The 16,240-nt window shown below is 61.8% G+C and carries 27 protein-coding genes; 25 read left to right on the forward strand and 2 right to left on the reverse strand.

Annotated elements, in window-relative coordinates; translation table 11 throughout:
- Positions 1–36: 36 nt before the first annotated feature.
- Both MESCI_RS18245 and MESCI_RS18250 read right to left on the reverse strand, forming a co-directional pair.
- Positions 37–963, reverse strand: coding sequence for a Gfo/Idh/MocA family protein (locus MESCI_RS18245; protein ID WP_013531419.1), 927 nt, complete (start codon positions 961–963; stop codon positions 37–39).
- Between the two features lie 172 nt (positions 964–1,135).
- Positions 1,136–1,417, reverse strand: a complete 282-nt coding sequence (locus MESCI_RS18250; RefSeq protein WP_013531420.1) for a transcriptional regulator — start codon at positions 1,415–1,417, stop codon at positions 1,136–1,138.
- A 497-nt stretch (positions 1,418–1,914) separates the two neighbouring features.
- Between MESCI_RS18250 and rpsL the strand changes: the two genes are divergently transcribed.
- From rpsL to rplO, 25 genes are all read left to right on the forward strand, one after another.
- A complete protein-coding gene (gene rpsL, locus MESCI_RS18255; RefSeq protein WP_006333356.1) occupies positions 1,915–2,286 on the forward strand; it encodes a 30S ribosomal protein S12 in 372 nt (123 codons plus the stop codon).
- A gap of 60 nt (positions 2,287–2,346) precedes the next feature.
- Positions 2,347–2,817 carry a 30S ribosomal protein S7 gene (gene rpsG / locus MESCI_RS18260; RefSeq protein WP_008875664.1) on the forward strand — a complete coding sequence of 157 codons (471 nt, stop codon included), beginning with the start codon at positions 2,347–2,349 and terminating at the stop codon, positions 2,815–2,817.
- Between the two features lie 29 nt (positions 2,818–2,846).
- Complete coding sequence (gene fusA / locus MESCI_RS18265; RefSeq protein ID WP_013531421.1) at positions 2,847–4,937, forward strand: elongation factor G; 2,091 nt, start codon at positions 2,847–2,849, stop codon at positions 4,935–4,937.
- Between the two features lie 99 nt (positions 4,938–5,036).
- Positions 5,037–6,212, forward strand: a complete 1,176-nt coding sequence (gene tuf / locus MESCI_RS18270; protein WP_013531404.1) for an elongation factor Tu — start codon at positions 5,037–5,039, stop codon at positions 6,210–6,212.
- A gap of 69 nt (positions 6,213–6,281) precedes the next feature.
- Positions 6,282–6,590: a 30S ribosomal protein S10 gene (rpsJ, locus tag MESCI_RS18275; protein ID WP_010909272.1), complete on the forward strand. Its 309-nt coding sequence runs from the start codon at positions 6,282–6,284 to the stop codon at positions 6,588–6,590.
- A 61-nt stretch (positions 6,591–6,651) separates the two neighbouring features.
- Positions 6,652–7,380, forward strand: coding sequence for a 50S ribosomal protein L3 (gene rplC, locus MESCI_RS18280; RefSeq protein ID WP_013531422.1), 729 nt, complete (start codon positions 6,652–6,654; stop codon positions 7,378–7,380).
- Positions 7,380–8,000 (forward strand): 50S ribosomal protein L4, encoded by a 621-nt coding sequence (gene rplD, locus MESCI_RS18285; protein WP_013531423.1) that lies wholly within the window; start codon positions 7,380–7,382, stop codon positions 7,998–8,000. The genes rplC and rplD overlap by 1 nt, the downstream gene beginning before the upstream one ends.
- Complete coding sequence (locus MESCI_RS18290; protein ID WP_013531424.1) at positions 7,997–8,290, forward strand: 50S ribosomal protein L23; 294 nt, start codon at positions 7,997–7,999, stop codon at positions 8,288–8,290. The genes rplD and MESCI_RS18290 overlap by 4 nt, the downstream gene beginning before the upstream one ends.
- Before the next feature lie 22 nt (positions 8,291–8,312).
- Entirely contained in the window at positions 8,313–9,146 is an 834-nt protein-coding gene (gene rplB, locus MESCI_RS18295; RefSeq protein WP_013531425.1) for a 50S ribosomal protein L2, read from the forward strand.
- Positions 9,147–9,162: 16 nt separating this feature from the next.
- Positions 9,163–9,441: a 30S ribosomal protein S19 gene (gene rpsS / locus MESCI_RS18300; RefSeq protein WP_006205463.1), complete on the forward strand. Its 279-nt coding sequence runs from the start codon at positions 9,163–9,165 to the stop codon at positions 9,439–9,441.
- 2 nt (positions 9,442–9,443) lie between these two features.
- The gene (gene rplV / locus MESCI_RS18305; protein WP_006205462.1) at positions 9,444–9,833 is read left to right on the forward strand and encodes a 50S ribosomal protein L22; all 390 of its coding nucleotides are present in this window, start codon (positions 9,444–9,446) and stop codon (positions 9,831–9,833) included.
- Positions 9,833–10,558: a 30S ribosomal protein S3 gene (rpsC, locus tag MESCI_RS18310; protein WP_013531426.1), complete on the forward strand. Its 726-nt coding sequence runs from the start codon at positions 9,833–9,835 to the stop codon at positions 10,556–10,558. The genes rplV and rpsC overlap by 1 nt, the downstream gene beginning before the upstream one ends.
- 27 nt (positions 10,559–10,585) lie before the next feature.
- On the forward strand, positions 10,586–10,999 hold the full coding sequence (gene rplP, locus MESCI_RS18315) for a 50S ribosomal protein L16 (RefSeq protein ID WP_013531427.1): 414 nt from the start codon (positions 10,586–10,588) through the stop codon (positions 10,997–10,999).
- Positions 11,000–11,012: 13 nt separating this feature from the next.
- On the forward strand, positions 11,013–11,213 hold the full coding sequence (gene rpmC / locus MESCI_RS18320) for a 50S ribosomal protein L29 (RefSeq protein ID WP_006205459.1): 201 nt from the start codon (positions 11,013–11,015) through the stop codon (positions 11,211–11,213).
- A gap of 11 nt (positions 11,214–11,224) precedes the next feature.
- Positions 11,225–11,464: a 30S ribosomal protein S17 gene (gene rpsQ / locus MESCI_RS18325; RefSeq protein WP_010909280.1), complete on the forward strand. Its 240-nt coding sequence runs from the start codon at positions 11,225–11,227 to the stop codon at positions 11,462–11,464.
- Between the two features lie 83 nt (positions 11,465–11,547).
- Entirely contained in the window at positions 11,548–11,916 is a 369-nt protein-coding gene (rplN, locus tag MESCI_RS18330; RefSeq protein ID WP_006205457.1) for a 50S ribosomal protein L14, read from the forward strand.
- 12 nt (positions 11,917–11,928) lie between these two features.
- Entirely contained in the window at positions 11,929–12,243 is a 315-nt protein-coding gene (gene rplX / locus MESCI_RS18335) for a 50S ribosomal protein L24 (protein WP_013531428.1), read from the forward strand.
- Positions 12,236–12,835, forward strand: coding sequence for a 50S ribosomal protein L5 (gene rplE / locus MESCI_RS18340; RefSeq protein ID WP_013531429.1), 600 nt, complete (start codon positions 12,236–12,238; stop codon positions 12,833–12,835). The genes rplX and rplE overlap by 8 nt, the downstream gene beginning before the upstream one ends.
- A 26-nt stretch (positions 12,836–12,861) precedes the next feature.
- Complete coding sequence (gene rpsN / locus MESCI_RS18345; protein ID WP_013531430.1) at positions 12,862–13,167, forward strand: 30S ribosomal protein S14; 306 nt, start codon at positions 12,862–12,864, stop codon at positions 13,165–13,167.
- Positions 13,168–13,179: 12 nt separating this feature from the next.
- Complete coding sequence (gene rpsH / locus MESCI_RS18350) at positions 13,180–13,578, forward strand: 30S ribosomal protein S8 (RefSeq protein WP_013531431.1); 399 nt, start codon at positions 13,180–13,182, stop codon at positions 13,576–13,578.
- Positions 13,579–13,667: 89 nt separating this feature from the next.
- Entirely contained in the window at positions 13,668–14,201 is a 534-nt protein-coding gene (rplF, locus tag MESCI_RS18355) for a 50S ribosomal protein L6 (RefSeq protein ID WP_013531432.1), read from the forward strand.
- A 138-nt stretch (positions 14,202–14,339) separates the two neighbouring features.
- Positions 14,340–14,699 carry a 50S ribosomal protein L18 gene (gene rplR / locus MESCI_RS18360; RefSeq protein ID WP_013531433.1) on the forward strand — a complete coding sequence of 120 codons (360 nt, stop codon included), beginning with the start codon at positions 14,340–14,342 and terminating at the stop codon, positions 14,697–14,699.
- Between the two features lie 148 nt (positions 14,700–14,847).
- Complete coding sequence (rpsE, locus tag MESCI_RS18365; RefSeq protein ID WP_006333394.1) at positions 14,848–15,411, forward strand: 30S ribosomal protein S5; 564 nt, start codon at positions 14,848–14,850, stop codon at positions 15,409–15,411.
- 24 nt (positions 15,412–15,435) lie between these two features.
- Positions 15,436–15,633: a 50S ribosomal protein L30 gene (rpmD, locus tag MESCI_RS18370; protein WP_006205449.1), complete on the forward strand. Its 198-nt coding sequence runs from the start codon at positions 15,436–15,438 to the stop codon at positions 15,631–15,633.
- A gap of 22 nt (positions 15,634–15,655) precedes the next feature.
- Positions 15,656–16,132 (forward strand): 50S ribosomal protein L15, encoded by a 477-nt coding sequence (gene rplO, locus MESCI_RS18375; RefSeq protein ID WP_013531434.1) that lies wholly within the window; start codon positions 15,656–15,658, stop codon positions 16,130–16,132.
- Positions 16,133–16,240 lie beyond the last annotated feature (108 nt).

Consider the following 16,240-nt stretch of genomic DNA (forward strand, 5'->3'; position numbering starts at 1 on the left):
ACCCCCGCGCGCGATCAGCGAGTGCGGTTCCAGAGCTCAATCGAAAAACGCCTCGACTACGTTGCGCTTGCCGAGCATGAAGGCGTCAGCGACATGCTGGAGCGGGGCCAGATCGACATCGGAAACGCCGGCGCGCACGATCTCGGCGAAGCGCTTGTAGAGCATCGGATATTCCGCTTCCGGCTCTTCGTGAATGAGCTTGCCATCGATGGCGAGCTTCGAGCCGCCGCCCGACAGCACCATGGCGCCCTTGTCGGTGTCGGCCAGGATGTCCCAGCTTTGCGGGCCTGTCTGCAGCCAGTCGAGGTCCATCGTCACCGGCAGGCCATTCGAGGTGCGGAAGGTGACGCGCGCGGCAACCGGGGAGGCGCGGTTTTCGGGAAAGTCGAGCACCGCCGAGGTGATGAACATGGCCGGCAGGATATGGGTGGCAATCGACAGCGCGTTGATGCCGGGATCGAAGACGCCAAAACCGCCGGGAGCCCAGATCCATTCCTGGTTCGGGTGCCAGCGGCGCACATCCTCTTTCCAGTTGATGGCGGCCGAGCGGATGCGGGCTGAACTTAGAAAAGCACGTGCGGCCTCGACGGCCGGCGCATAGCGCGAGTGCCAGCTGGCGAACAGCGAGACGCCGTTGTGCGCAGCCAATGTCTTGAGGTCTTCGACCTCGCTGACAGTAGCGCCCGGCGGCTTCTCCAGGAAGACATGCTTCTTTGCCGTCAGCGCCGTCCGCGCCGCGTCGTAGCGGAATTGCGGCGGCATGCAGAGCGAGACGGCCTCGAGCTCGGCTACGGCGTCGAGCATGGCTTCGATGGTGGGGAAATTCGGGATGTCATCCACCTTGCCGTGACGGCTGGCGGCCGCGACGAGGCGATAGTCCTGGTCTTTCGCCAGGGCCGGCAGGTGCTGGTCGCGGACGATCTTGCCGACGCCGACGATGCCTATCTTGATGGGCTGGGACACGGCCGCTCCGTCTGTTTGATGATGGTGATGGCTTCTTATCAGAACACTTGCCTCGGGCAAGCCGAAGCCGAGCAGCCAAGCTCAGCCTTCCCTTAGCGGCAGCACATTTGTCGGCTGGGAAGGCCTCGGTCGCCGATTCGGTTCGGCAGTCGATTCGAAAGCTGGACCGGGGTCAGATCGGCACGTCGAAGGTAACGATCGACACTTCGCCTTCGAGCGCGCCCTGGAAGGCGGAAATATGCGGCTCTTCGTCGGGGATGCCGTCCATGTCGCCGATCTGGTCGAGCTCGGCCTCGGCGTAACCTTCGGCGGCAAGCGATTCGAGCGCCCGGCGCACCGCCGAATCGTCGTCGGGCGCAACCAGCATGACGTGGACGCCTTCCGGTTTGCCGCCTTTTTTCTTCCACACCCGGCCGGTGATGATGGTGACCGGGCGTTCTTCGTTGTCGTTCACGGGCCGATTCCTCTTGGCAGCGGGTGGGCGGGCGAGGGGGTTTTGACTGCTCATGCGGCCTTTTCGCATGAAGCAAGGCCGCGCAACAGCGCAAACCCATTCACTTTGCCTGAAGGCTTGTCACTTTCTTCCTCGCTCTTGCAAAAATGCGAAAGAAAATTACATGCGGTTTTCGCATGGCTGCCAAGCCTTGGTCGGCGCGCAATATTTGGTGCTCCGGGCTTGACGGTCCGCGGTCTTACGGGTAGAAGCCGCCCAGTCAGAACCGATGTGAGGCTCTCCCTTCCGAAGCGACACGCTTTGGAGTTTGCCTCAAACAGGGTTCGTTTTACGAGCGAAAAGACATTTCCGGCGTGCACGAAGCGGCTTCCGCTTCCTCTGCCTTTTGTTCGGGCAAGACCGCGAGGCGCGGTTTATGGCCCGAATTTGCGTATGGAAATGACGCTTTGAGCGGCCCTGACCGGGCGAGACACGGAATTGAGAGACAAGAGGGTTTAATGCCTACCGTCAACCAGCTGATCCGCAAGCCGCGCATTGCGCCGGTGAAGCGCAACAAGGTCCCGGCCATGCAGCAGAACCCGCAGAAGCGGGGCGTCTGCACGCGCGTCTATACAACGACGCCGAAGAAGCCGAACTCGGCGCTGCGCAAGGTGGCCAAGATCCGCCTGACCAATGGTTTTGAAGTGATCGGGTACATCCCCGGCGAAGGCCACAACCTTCAGGAGCACTCCGTGGTGATGATCCGCGGCGGCCGCGTCAAGGATCTTCCGGGCGTTCGCTACCACATCATCCGCGGCGTGCTCGACACGCAGGGTGTGAAGAACCGCAAGCAGCGCCGTTCGAAGTACGGCGCCAAGCGTCCGAAGTAAGATTTTCCGGCCTTGGCGCTCCTTGAGTGCGTCGGGCTATGAGATTGAGAGACAAAAGCCATGTCGCGTCGTCACAGTGCAGAAAAGCGTGAGATCAATCCGGACCCGAAGTTCGGCGATCTGATCGTCACCAAGTTCATGAACGCCGTCATGTATGACGGCAAGAAGTCGGTCGCCGAGACCATCGTCTACGGCGCGCTCGACCAGGTTCAGTCGAAGACCAAGCAGGAGCCGGTCACCGTCTTCCATCAGGCGCTCGACAATGTCGCGCCGCATGTGGAAGTGCGTTCGCGTCGTGTCGGCGGCGCCACCTACCAGGTTCCGGTCGACGTGCGCCCCGAGCGCCGCCAGGCATTGGCCATTCGCTGGCTGATTGCTGCGGCCCGCAACCGCAACGAGACCACGATGGTCGACCGCCTCTCCGGCGAGCTGATGGACGCGGCCAACAACCGCGGCACCGCTGTCAAGAAGCGTGAAGACACCCACAAGATGGCTGAAGCCAACCGCGCTTTCGCGCACTACCGCTGGTAAAGCGCGAACGAGACTGAGAGGCAGCTACGATGGCCCGCGAATACAAAATCGAAGACTACCGCAATTTCGGTATCATGGCGCATATTGACGCCGGCAAGACGACGACCACCGAGCGCGTCCTCTACTACACGGGCAAGTCGCACAAGATCGGCGAAGTCCACGACGGCGCTGCCACCATGGATTGGATGGAGCAGGAGCAGGAGCGCGGCATCACCATCACGTCCGCCGCGACCACGACCTTCTGGAAGGCTCGTGACGGCAAGATGCACCGCTTCAACATCATCGACACCCCCGGCCACGTCGACTTCACCATCGAGGTCGAGCGTTCGCTGCGCGTGCTCGACGGCGCCATCGCGCTGCTCGATGCCAATGCCGGTGTTGAGCCGCAGACCGAGACTGTCTGGCGCCAGGCCGACAAATATCGCGTTCCGCGCATGATCTTCTGCAACAAGATGGACAAGATCGGCGCCGACTTCTATCGCTCGGTCGAGATGATCGGCTCGCGCCTCGGTGCGCATGCTGTTGTCATGCAGCTGCCGATTGGCGCCGAGACCGAGTTCAAGGGCGTTGTCGACCTCGTCGAGATGAACGCGCTGGTCTGGCGCGACGAGACGCTGGGCGCTGCCTGGGACATCGTCGAGATCCCGGACGACCTCAAGGCTCGTGCCGAAGAATACCGCGAGAAGATGATCGAGGCTGCCGTCGAAATGGACGAGACGGCGCTTGAGAATTACCTCGAAGGCAAGATGCCGTCGAATGACGAGATTCGCGCGCTGATCCGCAAGGGCACCATCGCGGTCAAGTTCTACCCGATGTTCTGTGGCTCGGCCTTCAAGAACAAGGGCGTGCAGCCGCTGCTCGACGCCGTTGTCGAATATCTGCCGTCGCCGGCCGATGTTCCCGCCATCAAGGGCGTCGATGCCAAGACCGACGCCGAGATCGAGCGTCATGCCGACGACAACGAGCCGCTGTCGATGCTCGCCTTCAAGATCATGAACGACCCGTTCGTCGGTTCGCTGACCTTTGCGCGCATCTATTCGGGCAGGCTCACCAAGGGCATCTCGGTCGACAACACCGTGAAGGGCAAGAAAGAGCGCATCGGCCGCATGCTGCAGATGCATGCGAACTCGCGCGCCGACGTCGAAGAGGCTTTTGCCGGCGATATCGTTGCTCTTGCCGGTCTCAAGGACACGACCACCGGCGACACGCTGAGCGATCCGCTGCATCCGGTCATCCTCGAGCGCATGGAATTCCCCGATCCGGTCATCCAGATCGCCATCGAGCCGAAGACCAAGAACGACCAGGAAAAGATGGGCCTCGCCCTTCACCGCCTGGCCGCCGAGGATCCGTCCTTCCGCGTCAAGACCGACGAGGAAAGCGGCCAGACCATCATTTCCGGCATGGGCGAACTCCACCTCGACATCATCGTCGACCGCATGCGTCGCGAGTTCAAGGTCGAGGCCAATGTCGGCGCACCGCAGGTGGCCTATCGCGAGACGATCACCCGCAAGCACGAGCAGGACTACACGCACAAGAAGCAGACCGGCGGTACCGGTCAGTTCGCTCGCGTCAAGATCCTGTTCGAGCCGAACCCCGATAGCAGCGAGTTCGAGTTCGATACCAAGATCGTCGGCGGCGCCGTGCCGAAGGAATACATCCCTGGTGTCGAAAAGGGCATCAACAGCGTCATGACCTCGGGTCCGTTCGCGGGCTTCCCGATGATCGGCGTCAAGGCGACCCTCATCGACGGCGCTTACCACGATGTCGACTCCAGCGTTCTGGCCTTCGAAATCGCCGGCCGCGCCTGCTTCCGTGAAGCAGCACCCAAGCTTGGCGTGCAGCTGCTCGAGCCGATCATGAAGGTCGAAGTCGTGACGCCGGAAGACTACGTCGGCAGCGTCATCGGCGATCTGAACGGTCGTCGTGGCCAGATCCAGGGTCAGGAAGCGCGTGGCGTCGCCGTTGTCATCAACGCGATGGTGCCGCTCGCCAACATGTTCAAGTATGTCGACAACCTGCGCTCGATGAGCCAGGGCCGTGCGGCCTACACGATGCAGTTCGATCACTACGAGCCGGTTCCGACCGCAGTGGCCCAGGAAGTCCAGAAGAAATACGCGTAAGGGTTCCTTAGCCACCGACGTCGCGTCCCTTGCGCGGTGCCGGATCTGAAGAGCGAATAACAATTTCCCCCAAGCGGGTAGAATAGACGGAGAACGATTATGGCCAAAGGTAAATTCGAGCGTAACAAGCCTCACGTGAACATCGGCACGATTGGCCACGTCGACCATGGCAAGACGTCGCTGACGGCGGCGATCACCAAGTATTTTGGCGAATACAAGCGCTACGACCAGATCGACGCTGCCCCTGAAGAGAAGGCGCGCGGCATCACGATCTCGACGGCTCACGTCGAATACGAAACGGCCAACCGCCACTACGCTCACGTCGACTGCCCCGGCCACGCCGACTATGTGAAGAACATGATCACCGGCGCCGCGCAGATGGACGGCGCGATCCTGGTCGTGTCGGCTGCCGACGGCCCGATGCCGCAGACCCGCGAGCACATCCTGCTGGCCCGTCAGGTCGGCGTGCCGTCGATCGTGGTGTTCCTGAACAAGGTCGACCAGGTCGACGACGCCGAGCTGCTCGAACTGGTCGAGCTCGAGGTTCGCGAGCTTCTGACCAAGAACGAATTCCCCGGCGACGACATTCCGATCGTCAAGGGTTCGGCTCTGGCTGCTCTCGAAGACTCGGACAAGAAGATCGGTGAAGACGCGATCCGCGAGCTGATGGCTGCGGTCGATGCCTACATCCCGACGCCGGTCCGTCCGCTCGACAAGCCGTTCCTGATGCCGATCGAAGACGTGTTCTCGATCTCGGGCCGCGGCACGGTGGTGACCGGCCGCGTCGAGCGCGGCGTGGTCAAGGTCGGCGAGGAACTCGAGATCATCGGCATCCGTCCGACGACCAAGACGACCTGCACGGGCGTGGAAATGTTCCGCAAGCTGCTCGATCAGGGCCAGGCTGGCGACAACATCGGCGCGCTGCTGCGCGGCGTTGATCGTGAAGGTGTCGAGCGCGGCCAGGTTCTGGCCAAGCCGGGCACGGTGAAGCCGCACAAGAAGTTCGTGGCCGAAGCCTACATCCTGACCAAGGACGAAGGTGGCCGTCACACGCCGTTCTTCACCAACTACCGTCCGCAGTTCTACTTCCGCACGACCGACGTGACCGGCATCGTGTCGCTGCCGGAAGGCACCGAGATGGTGATGCCGGGCGACAACATCACGGTCGATGTCGAGCTGATCGTGCCGATCGCCATGGAAGAGAAGCTGCGCTTCGCTATCCGTGAAGGCGGCCGCACCGTCGGTGCCGGCATCGTCGTCACCATCAAAGAGTAATTTGGACTTAAACCGATCTGTCGCGGGCGCGGGAGTTGCCCGCGCCGCGCCAGAACAAGGAAGTGACGCATGAACGGACAGAATATCCGCATCCGCCTTAAGGCGTTTGACCACCGCGTGCTCGACGCCTCGACGAAGGAAATCGTGTCGACGGCCAAGCGTACCGGTGCAAACGTCCGCGGCCCCATTCCGCTGCCGACGCGGATCGAAAAGTTCACGGTCAACCGGTCGCCTCACGTCGACAAGAAGAGCCGCGAGCAGTTCGAGATGCGCACGCACAAGCGTCTGCTCGACATCGTCGATCCGACCCCGCAGACGGTCGATGCTTTGATGAAGCTCGATCTGGCCGCCGGCGTCGACGTCGAGATCAAGCTCTAAGGGAATGAGAGCGCGGTAAGGGGCGGTGCCCCTGGCCCGGAACTCTAAAGGAATTGAACCGATGCGTTCAGGTGTGATTGCAAAGAAGGTGGGAATGACCCGCATCTATAACGATGCCGGGGAACATGTTCCCGTCACCGTTCTCCTGATGGAGAACTGCCAGGTCGTGGCCCAGCGCACGCAAGAGAAGAATGGCTACACCGCCGTTCAGCTCGGCGTTGGCCTTGCCAAGGTGAAGAACACGTCGAAGGCGATGCGCGGCCATTTCGCGACCGCTTCCGTCGAGCCGAAGGCGAAGGTCGCCGAGTTCCGCGTCTCCGCCGACAACATGATCGATGTCGGCGCCGAGATCACCGTCGAGCACTTCGTCGCCGGCCAGAAGGTCGATGTGACGGGCACGACGATCGGCAAGGGCTTTCAGGGCGTCATCAAGCGCCACCACATGGGCGGTGGCCGTGCAACGCACGGTAACTCGGTTTCGCACCGTACGCACGGTTCGACCGGCCAGCGCCAGGACCCGGGCAAGGTGTTCAAGGGCAAGCATATGGCTGGCCACATGGGCGACACCCGCGTCACCACGCAGAATGTCGAGATCGTATCGACCGACGCCGACCGCGGCCTGATCCTGATCCGCGGTGCGGTTCCCGGATCGAAGGGCGCCTGGATCCTGGTTCGCGATGCGGCCAAGGTGGCACTGCCGGCCAATGCGCCGAAGCCTGCCGCGATCCGCGCCGTTGCTGCCGAAAGTGGCGCCAAGAACGAGGCTCCGGCCACAGAGGGAGCGGAATAATGGATCTCAAGATCACAACGCTGGGCGGCAAGGACGCCGGCAAGGTGGAACTCTCCGACGAGATTTTCGGCCTTGATCCGCGCGAAGACATCCTGCAGCGCGTCGTGCGCTGGCAGCTTGCCAAGAAGCAGCAGGGCACGCACAAGACCAAGGGTCGCGCCGAGATCGCGCGCACCGGCGCCAAGATGTACAAGCAGAAGGGTACGGGCCGCGCCCGTCACCATTCGGCACGCGCTCCGCAGTTCCGCGGCGGCGGCAAGGCCCACGGCCCGGTCGTTCGCAGCCACGAGCACGAACTGCCGAAGAAGGTTCGCGCTCTCGGCCTCAAGCATGCTCTCTCGGCCAAGGCCAAGAGCGCGTCGATCATCATCATCGACGAGCTGAAGCTGACCGAGGCCAAGACGAAGGCGCTGATCGCGAATTTCGCGACGCTGGGCCTGACCAATGCTTTGCTGATCGGCGGCGCCGAGCTTGACAAGAACTTCAAGCTGGCGGCGACGAACATCCCCAACATCGACGTGCTGCCCATCCAGGGCATCAACGTCTACGACATTCTGCGCCGCGGCACGCTGGTCCTTTCGAAGGCCGCCGTCGAGGCTCTCGAGGAGCGTTTTAAATGACCGACCTTCGTCATTACGACGTGATCGTCTCGCCGGCGATCACCGAAAAGTCGACCATGGCCTCCGAGCAGAACAAGGTCGTCTTCAACGTCGCCAAGAAGGCGTCGAAGCCGGAAATCAAGGCCGCCGTCGAAGCGCTGTTCGGCGTCAAGGTGATGGCCGTGAACACGCTTGTCCGCAAGGGCAAGATCAAGCGCTTCCGTGGCACGGTTGGCCGCCAGAGCGACGTCAAGAAGGCGGTTGTGACGCTGGCCGATGGCCAGTCGATCGACGTCGCGACGGGTCTCTGAGCAAGGCCGCGAGGACAGAACAATGGCACTGAAAAAATTCAACCCGGTAACGCCCAGCACCCGTCAGCTGGTCATCGTCGACCGCTCGGGCCTCTACAAGGGCAAGCCCGTCAAGGGTCTGACCGAAGGCCTGACCAAGTCGGGCGGCCGCAACAATCACGGTCGCATCACCGCCCGCTTCATCGGCGGTGGTCACAAGCGTTCGTACCGCATCATCGACTTCAAGCGCCGCAAGTTCGACGTCGTCGGCACGGTCGAGCGCATTGAGTACGATCCGAACCGCACCGCCTTCATCGCGCTGATCAAGTATGAGGATGGCGAGCTGTCCTACATCATCGCTCCGCAGCGTCTGGCTCCCGGCGACAAGATCGTGTCCGGTGAATCGGTCGACGTGAAGCCGGGCAATGCGATGCCGCTGGCTTCGATGCCGGTCGGCACCATCGTCCACAACATCGAGCTGAAGCCGGGCAAGGGCGCTCAGGTCGCCCGTTCGGCAGGTGGTTACGGTCAGCTGGTCGGTCGTGACCAGGGCATGGCGATCCTGCGCCTCAATTCGGGCGAGCAGCGTGTCGTTCACGGCTCCTGCATGGCCACTGTTGGCGCCGTGTCCAATCCGGACCACGGCAACATCAATGACGGCAAGGCCGGTCGCACGGTCTGGCGTGGCAAGCGCCCGCACAATCGCGGCGTGACCATGAACCCGGTCGACCATCCGCACGGCGGCGGCGAAGGCCGCACATCGGGTGGCCGCCATCCGGTTTCGCCCTGGGGCAAGCCGACCAAGGGCAAGAAGACGCGGTCCAACAAGGCGACCGACAAGTTCATCCTGCGCTCGCGCCATCAGCGCAAGAGCTAAGAAGAGGTAACGCCAAGTGACTCGTTCGATTTGGAAAGGCCCCTTCATTGACGGCTACCTTCTCAAGAAGGTGGACAAGGTTCGTGAAGGTGGTCGCAATGAGGTGATCAAGATGTGGAGCCGTCGCTCCACCATCCTGCCGCAGTTCGTCGGCTTCACCTTCGGTGTCTACAACGGCCAGAAGCATGTTCCCGTCTCGGTGAACGAGGACATGGTCGGTCACAAGTTCGGTGAATTCGCTCCGACCCGGACCTATTACGGTCACGGCGCGGATAAGAAGGCGAAGAGGAAATAATCATGGGCAAGGCCAAAGCTCCGCGCAGGCTTGCTGATAACGAAGCGCGCGCCGTATTGCGCACGATCCGTATCAGCCCGCAGAAGCTGAACCTGGTTGCCGCGCTGATCCGCGGCAAGAAGGTCGCGACAGCGCTTTCCGATCTCGAATTCTCGGCCAAGCGGATTTCCGGCACGGTCAAGAAGACGCTGGAATCGGCAATCGCCAACGCGGAAAACAACCACGACCTGGATGTCGATGCGCTGATCGTGGCGGAAGCCTATGTCGGCAAGTCGATCGTCATGAAGCGGTTCCATGCCCGTGGCCGCGGTCGCGCCAGCCGTATCGAGAAGCCGTTCTCGCACCTCACGATCGTCGTTCGTGAAGTCGAAGAAAAAGGGGAGGCCGCATAATGGGCCAGAAAGTCAATCCGATCGGTCTTCGCCTCGGCATCAACCGCACCTGGGATTCGCGCTGGTTCGCGAACACCGGCGAGTACGGCAAGCTGCTGCATGAGGACATCAAGATCCGCAAGTATCTCGAGAAGGAGCTCAAGCAGGCTGCCATCTCGAAGGTCGTGATCGAGCGTCCGCACAAGAAGTGCCGCGTCACCATCCATGCCGCGCGCCCGGGTCTGATCATCGGCAAGAAGGGCGCCGACATCGAGAAGCTTCGCAAGAAGCTGATGGAGATGACGAAGTCCGAGACGCACCTCAACATCGTTGAAGTGCGCAAGCCGGAGATCGACGCGACCCTGGTCGCCCAGTCGATCGCCCAGCAGCTCGAGCGTCGTATCGCGTTCCGCCGCGCCATGAAGCGTGCCGTTCAGTCGGCGATGCGCCTCGGTGCCGAAGGCATCCGTATCAACTGCGCCGGCCGCCTCGGCGGCGCCGAGATCGCGCGCATGGAATGGTATCGCGAAGGCCGCGTGCCGCTGCATACGCTGCGTGCGGACGTCGACTACGGTACGGCCGAAGCGCACACGGCTTATGGCATCTGCGGCGTCAAGGTCTGGGTGTTCAAGGGCGAGATCCTTGAGCATGACCCGATGGCTTCGGAGCGTCGGGCCAGCGAAAGCGATGCAGCGCATGGCGGTGGTGGTGATCGCGAACGCGGTCGTCGTCGCGAAAACGCCTGAGACATTTAGGAATTTGGAGTTAGAACGATGCTGCAGCCAAAGCGCACAAAGTTCCGCAAGCAGTTCAAGGGCCGTATCCATGGTACCGCAAAGGGCGGCACCAACCTGGATTTCGGTGGTTTCGGGCTGAAGGCGCTTGAGCCGAACCGCGTCACCGCACGTGAGATCGAGGCGGCCCGCCGCGCGATCACCCGTGAAATGAAGCGCGCTGGTCGCGTCTGGATCCGTATTTTCCCGGACGTGCCGGTCACTTCGAAGCCGACCGAAGTCCGCATGGGTAAGGGCAAGGGCGCGGTCGATTACTGGGCGGCGCGCGTCAAGCCAGGCCGCATCATGTTCGAGATCGACGGCGTCAATGAAGAAACCGCCCGTGAGGCACTGCGTCTCGGCGCGGCCAAGCTCTCGGTCAAGACGCGCTTCGTGCAGCGCATCGCAGAATAAGGACGGGCTGATCATGAAAGCCGAAGACATCCGGACCAAGACCCAGGACCAGCTGACCGACGACCTGGCCAGCCTGAAGAAGGAGCAGTTCAACCTGCGCTTCCAGAAGGCCACCGGCCAGCTCGAGAAGACCGCGCGCGTGAGACAGGTTCGTAAGGACATTGCGCGTATCAAGACCATCGCTGCGGAAAAGTCCGCGGCTAAGAAGGCTTAAGGACGAAAACCATGCCAAAGCGCATTCTGCAGGGCACCGTCGTCAGCGACAAGAACGAGAAGACGGTTGTCGTCAAGGTCGAACGGCGCTTCACGCATCCCGTGATGAAGAAGACCGTGCGCATGACCAAGAAGTACAAGGCGCACGACGAGAACAACGCCCACAAGGTTGGCGATCAGGTGTTCATCCAGGAATCGAAGCCGATTTCCAAGGACAAGCGCTGGATCGTCGTGTCTTCGGACCAAGCCTGACCTCGGGCGTAAACAACGAATTTTGGACAGACCGGGGAGGGGCTTTGAGCCCATCCCGTTAGAAGAGAAGAAGGCGGCCAGTCATGATTCAGATGCAAACAAACCTCGACGTCGCGGATAATTCCGGCGCCCGTCGTGTCATGTGCATCAAGGTGCTGGGCGGCTCGAAGCGGAAATACGCTTCCGTGGGCGACATCATCGTGGTGTCGATCAAGGAAGCCATTCCGCGCGGCCGCGTGAAGAAGGGCGATGTGATGAAGGCGGTCGTGGTTCGCACGGCCAAGGACATCCGCCGCCCGGACGGCAGCGTGATCCGTTTCGACAAGAACGCGGCCGTTCTCGTCGACAACAAGAAAGAGCCGATCGGCACGCGTATCTTCGGACCGGTTCCGCGCGAACTCCGCGCCAAGAACCACATGAAGATCATCTCGCTCGCGCCTGAAGTGCTGTAAGGAGCCGGACCAATGCAAAAGATTAGAAAAGGCGACAAGGTCGTCGTGCTGGCCGGCAAGGACAAGGGCCGTTCGGGCGAAGTCCTCTCGGTACAGCCGAAGGAAGACACCGCGCTGGTGCGCGGCGTCAACATGATCCGCCGTCACCAGAAGCAGTCCCAGTCCCAAGAGGGCGGGATCATCACCAAGGAAGCGCCGATCCAGCTGTCGAACATCGCGCTGGCCGACCCCAAGGATGGCAAGCCGACCCGCGTCGGCTTCATCTTCCAGAAGGACGGCAAGAAGGTGCGCGTCGCCAAGCGCTCGGGAGAAGTCATCAATGGCTAAGGCTCAAACCACGAAGCCCAAGGCTGAAAGCAAACAGTCCAAGGCTCAGAACACGCCGCGCCTCAAGCAGGTCTACAACGAGACCATCCGCAAGGCGCTGCAGGAACAGTTCGGCTACGACAACGAGATGCAGGTTCCGCGCATCGACAAGATCGTGCTGAACATGGGCGTCGGCGAAGCGACCGCCGATTCGAAGAAGCCTTCGATCGCGGCCGAAGACCTGGCGATGATTGCCGGCCAGAAGGCCGTCGTCACCCGCGCCCGCAACTCGATCGCCGGCTTCAAGGTCCGCGAGAAGATGCCGATCGGCGCCAAGGTCACGTTGCGCAAGGAACGCATGTATGAGTTCCTCGACCGCCTCGTGAACATCGCACTGCCGCGCGTCCGCGACTTTCGCGGACTGAATCCGAAGAGCTTCGATGGCCGTGGCAACTACGCCATGGGCATCAAGGAACACATCGTGTTCCCGGAGATCAACTACGACAAGGTTGATCAGATCTGGGGCATGGACGTCATCGTTTGTACGACTGCGAAGACGGACGACGAAGCCAGGGCATTGCTCAAGGCCTTCAACTTCCCCTTCCGCCAGTAACGGCAGCGAGAAAAGGAAAATCTGAAATGGCAAAGACCAGCTCAGTCGAGAAGAACAACAGGCGCCGCAAGCTTGCCGACCAGTACGGTCCCAAGCGGGCTGCGCTCAAGGCGATCATCATGGATCAGTCCAAGCCGATGGAAGAGCGTTTCCGCGCTCAGCTCAAGCTTGCCGCCATGCCGCGCAACTCGGCCAAGATCCGCATCCGCAACCGCTGCGAAGTCACCGGCCGTCCGCGCGCCTACTATCGCAAGCTCAAAATATCGCGCATCGCGCTTCGTGATCTCGGCAATAACGGCCAGATCCCGGGCCTGGTCAAGTCGAGCTGGTAAGGAGGACATAACATGTCATTGAGCGATCCTCTCGGCGATATGCTGACCCGCATCCGCAACGCGTATGGCCGCAAGAAGTCGAGCGTTTCGACGCCGGCTTCGCGTCTGCGCACCCGCGTCCTCGACGTGCTGAAGGCTGAAGGCTATATCCGCGATTACAGCCAGACCGACTTCGACAACGGCAAGTCCGAAATCGAGATCGAGCTGAAGTATTTCGACGGCGCGCCGGTCGTGCGCGAAATCGCCCGCGTTTCGAAGCCAGGCCGCCGCGTCTATGTTTCGGCCAAGTCGATCCCGCAGGTCGCAAACGGCCTCGGCATCGCCATCCTTTCGACACCGAAGGGCGTGATGGCCGACCATGAAGCACGTGAACAGAACGTCGGCGGTGAGATCCTCTGCCAGATCTTCTGATCTGGCAGTTGACCGCAAAGTGGAATCCGGTCTTCGGATCGTTCCCGAAGACAGAGACCTGAAACAAGAGAAGTGACGAGGACAACAAAATGTCTCGTATTGGAAAGAAACCCGTTTCGCTGCCGCAGGGCGTGACCGCGACCGTCAACGGCCAGACCGTGACGGCGAAGGGCCCCAAGGGTGAGTTGAAGTTCGTGGTGAACGACGAAGTGCTGGTCAAGATGGAAGGCAGCGAGATCGCTGTCCAGCCGCGCGACCAGACCAAGACCGCCCGCTCCAAGTGGGGCATGTCGCGCACGCAGATCGTCAACATCCTGCAGGGTGTCAAGGACGGTTTCGAGAAGAAGCTCGAGATCACCGGCGTCGGCTATCGCGCGGCACTTCAGGGCAAGAACCTGCAGCTGGCGCTTGGCTTCAGCCATGACGTCGTCTATGAGACGCCGCAGGGCATCACCATCACCGTGCCGAAGCCGACTGAAATCACTGTGGCCGGCATCGACAAGCAGCAGGTCGGCCAGGTTGCGGCCGAGATCCGCGAGTATCGTGGTCCCGAGCCTTACAAGGGCAAGGGCGTCCGCTACGCCGGCGAGAAGATCGTCCGCAAGGAAGGCAAGAAGAAGTAGTAGGCCTGGCCTCGAGAAGTTGAAGACTTTTCGGAAAGGGCCAAGCCAGGAGTGTAACGCCGCGGGGAGCGGTCGCGGGAGGCGCTTTCGCCTACCGCATATGGCGGCCCCCGTTTTTTGAAGGCAAGGAAGACCATCATGGGTACCAAGGAATCCACGCAGCGCCGCGCGCAGCGCGTCCGTCGTCAGATCAAGAAGGTCGCCGGCGAGCGTCCGCGTCTGTCGGTCCACCGCACGTCGAAGAACATCTATGTGCAGGTCATCGACGACGCCAAGGGCCACACCATCGCCGCCGCTTCGACGCTCGAGAAGGACTTCAAGGGTTCGCTCAAGACCGGCGCCGACACCGCTGCCGCCACCGCGATCGGCAAGCTGATCGCCGAGCGCGCCACCAAGGCCGGCGTCAAGGAAGTCGTCTTCGACCGCGGCGCCTACATCTATCACGGCCGCGTCAAGGCGCTCGCCGAGGCTGCCCGCGAAGGTGGCTTGAGCTTCTAAGCATAGTCCCGAAAAGTTGCAGACTTTTCGGATAAAGATTATGCGAAGGAAATGATTTCGCCCCCGGTGACCGTTTCCCGATTTATTCGGGGCGAGGCACCGGATCTTATCAGCAACCGTGCTTCCGGAAAAAAACAAGGAACAGGATATGGCACAGGAACGTAGGGATGGCGGCCGCGGCCGCGATCGTGAAGAACGCGATGACGGCATGGTGGACAAGCTCGTCCACATCAACCGCGTCGCCAAGGTCGTCAAGGGCGGCCGTCGCTTCGGTTTTGCCGCACTCGTCGTCGTCGGCGACCAGAAGGGCCGCGTCGGCTTTGGTCACGGCAAGGCGCGCGAAGTGCCGGAAGCTATCCGCAAGGCAACTGAATCGGCTAAGCGCGACATGATTTTCGTGCCGCTGCGCTCGGGCCGTACGCTGCATCACGACGTCGAAGGACGCTGGGGTGCTGGACGCGTGCTGCTGCGCGCCGCCAAGCAAGGTACCGGCATCATCGCCGGTGGCCCGATGCGCGCTGTCTTCGAGACGCTCGGCATGCATGACGTGGTCGCCAAGTCGATGGGTTCGTCGAACCCCTACAACATGGTTCGCGCCACCTTCGACGCGCTGAAGAGCCAGATGCATCCCAAGGATGTGGCTGCTGCTCGCGGCATCAAGTATTCGACCCTTCAGGCCCGCCGCGGCACCGCCGTTGCGGCTGAAGAATAGTCGATCTGACCAGGGATTTTGACCATGGCCAAGAAAGCAACCAAGACCATCACCGTTGAGCAGATCGGTTCGCCGATCCGCCGTCCGAAGGAACAGCGCGCGACGCTGGTCGGCCTCGGCCTCAACAAGATGCACAAGCAGCGCACGCTGGAAGATACGCCCTCCGTGCGCGGCATGATCGCTGCCGTCCAGCATCTCGTCCGCGTCGTGGACGAGGGCTGAGCCAGAGCGCAGGAGAAGTCAGATGAAACTCAACGATCTGCGTGACAAGGACGGCGCGACGCACTCCAAGAAGCGTCTCGGCCGTGGTATCGGCTCCGGCTCCGGCAAGACCGGCGGTCGCGGCGTCAAGGGCCAGAAGGCGCGCTCCGGCGTCGCCATCAACGGCTTCGAGGGTGGCCAGATGCCGCTCTACCGGCGCCTGCCGAAGCGTGGCTTCAACAACATCTTCGCCAAGAGCTTCACCGTCGTGTCGCTGGCCCGCATCCAGGTGGCCATCGACGCCAAGAAGCTCGACGCCAAGGCAACCGTGACGGCTGAATCGCTGGTTGCCGCCGGCGTCATCCGCCGCGTCAAGGACGGTGTGCGCATCCTCTCGGATGGCGAGATCAAGGCGAAGCTCGCCTTTGACGTCGCCGGCGCCTCCAAGGCCGCGATCGAGAAGATCGAAAAGGCCGGCGGTTCGGTCAAGCTGCCGCAGGAAAAGGCAGCTGCCGAGTAACGGCAATTTGAAGCGCGATCGGCAGGAGTGGGATCCGTTTTTGCTCACGATTTCGCTTTGATCTGCTCAACGAGGCGGCCGCGTCAACGCGGCCGCTTGCATGTTTAG

It is taken from the genome of Mesorhizobium ciceri biovar biserrulae WSM1271, from assembly GCF_000185905.1.
GTDB classification, from domain to species: domain Bacteria; phylum Pseudomonadota; class Alphaproteobacteria; order Rhizobiales; family Rhizobiaceae; genus Mesorhizobium; species Mesorhizobium ciceri.

Coding starts and splice junctions, on each gene's coding strand:
- rpsL (WP_006333356.1), top strand. CDS start 1,915: ATGCCTACCGTCAACCAGCTGATCCGCAAGCCGCGCATTGCGCCGGTG.
- rpsG (WP_008875664.1), top strand. CDS start 2,347: ATGTCGCGTCGTCACAGTGCAGAAAAGCGTGAGATCAATCCGGACCCG.
- fusA (WP_013531421.1), top strand. CDS start 2,847: ATGGCCCGCGAATACAAAATCGAAGACTACCGCAATTTCGGTATCATG.
- tuf (WP_013531404.1), top strand. CDS start 5,037: ATGGCCAAAGGTAAATTCGAGCGTAACAAGCCTCACGTGAACATCGGC.
- rpsJ (WP_010909272.1), top strand. CDS start 6,282: ATGAACGGACAGAATATCCGCATCCGCCTTAAGGCGTTTGACCACCGC.
- rplC (WP_013531422.1), top strand. CDS start 6,652: ATGCGTTCAGGTGTGATTGCAAAGAAGGTGGGAATGACCCGCATCTAT.
- rplD (WP_013531423.1), top strand. CDS start 7,380: ATGGATCTCAAGATCACAACGCTGGGCGGCAAGGACGCCGGCAAGGTG.
- MESCI_RS18290 (WP_013531424.1), top strand. CDS start 7,997: ATGACCGACCTTCGTCATTACGACGTGATCGTCTCGCCGGCGATCACC.
- rplB (WP_013531425.1), top strand. CDS start 8,313: ATGGCACTGAAAAAATTCAACCCGGTAACGCCCAGCACCCGTCAGCTG.
- rplV (WP_006205462.1), top strand. CDS start 9,444: ATGGGCAAGGCCAAAGCTCCGCGCAGGCTTGCTGATAACGAAGCGCGC.
- rpsC (WP_013531426.1), top strand. CDS start 9,833: ATGGGCCAGAAAGTCAATCCGATCGGTCTTCGCCTCGGCATCAACCGC.
- rplP (WP_013531427.1), top strand. CDS start 10,586: ATGCTGCAGCCAAAGCGCACAAAGTTCCGCAAGCAGTTCAAGGGCCGT.
- rpmC (WP_006205459.1), top strand. CDS start 11,013: ATGAAAGCCGAAGACATCCGGACCAAGACCCAGGACCAGCTGACCGAC.
- rpsQ (WP_010909280.1), top strand. CDS start 11,225: ATGCCAAAGCGCATTCTGCAGGGCACCGTCGTCAGCGACAAGAACGAG.
- rplN (WP_006205457.1), top strand. CDS start 11,548: ATGATTCAGATGCAAACAAACCTCGACGTCGCGGATAATTCCGGCGCC.
- rplX (WP_013531428.1), top strand. CDS start 11,929: ATGCAAAAGATTAGAAAAGGCGACAAGGTCGTCGTGCTGGCCGGCAAG.
- rplE (WP_013531429.1), top strand. CDS start 12,236: ATGGCTAAGGCTCAAACCACGAAGCCCAAGGCTGAAAGCAAACAGTCC.
- rpsN (WP_013531430.1), top strand. CDS start 12,862: ATGGCAAAGACCAGCTCAGTCGAGAAGAACAACAGGCGCCGCAAGCTT.
- rpsH (WP_013531431.1), top strand. CDS start 13,180: ATGTCATTGAGCGATCCTCTCGGCGATATGCTGACCCGCATCCGCAAC.
- rplF (WP_013531432.1), top strand. CDS start 13,668: ATGTCTCGTATTGGAAAGAAACCCGTTTCGCTGCCGCAGGGCGTGACC.
- rplR (WP_013531433.1), top strand. CDS start 14,340: ATGGGTACCAAGGAATCCACGCAGCGCCGCGCGCAGCGCGTCCGTCGT.
- rpsE (WP_006333394.1), top strand. CDS start 14,848: ATGGCACAGGAACGTAGGGATGGCGGCCGCGGCCGCGATCGTGAAGAA.
- rpmD (WP_006205449.1), top strand. CDS start 15,436: ATGGCCAAGAAAGCAACCAAGACCATCACCGTTGAGCAGATCGGTTCG.
- rplO (WP_013531434.1), top strand. CDS start 15,656: ATGAAACTCAACGATCTGCGTGACAAGGACGGCGCGACGCACTCCAAG.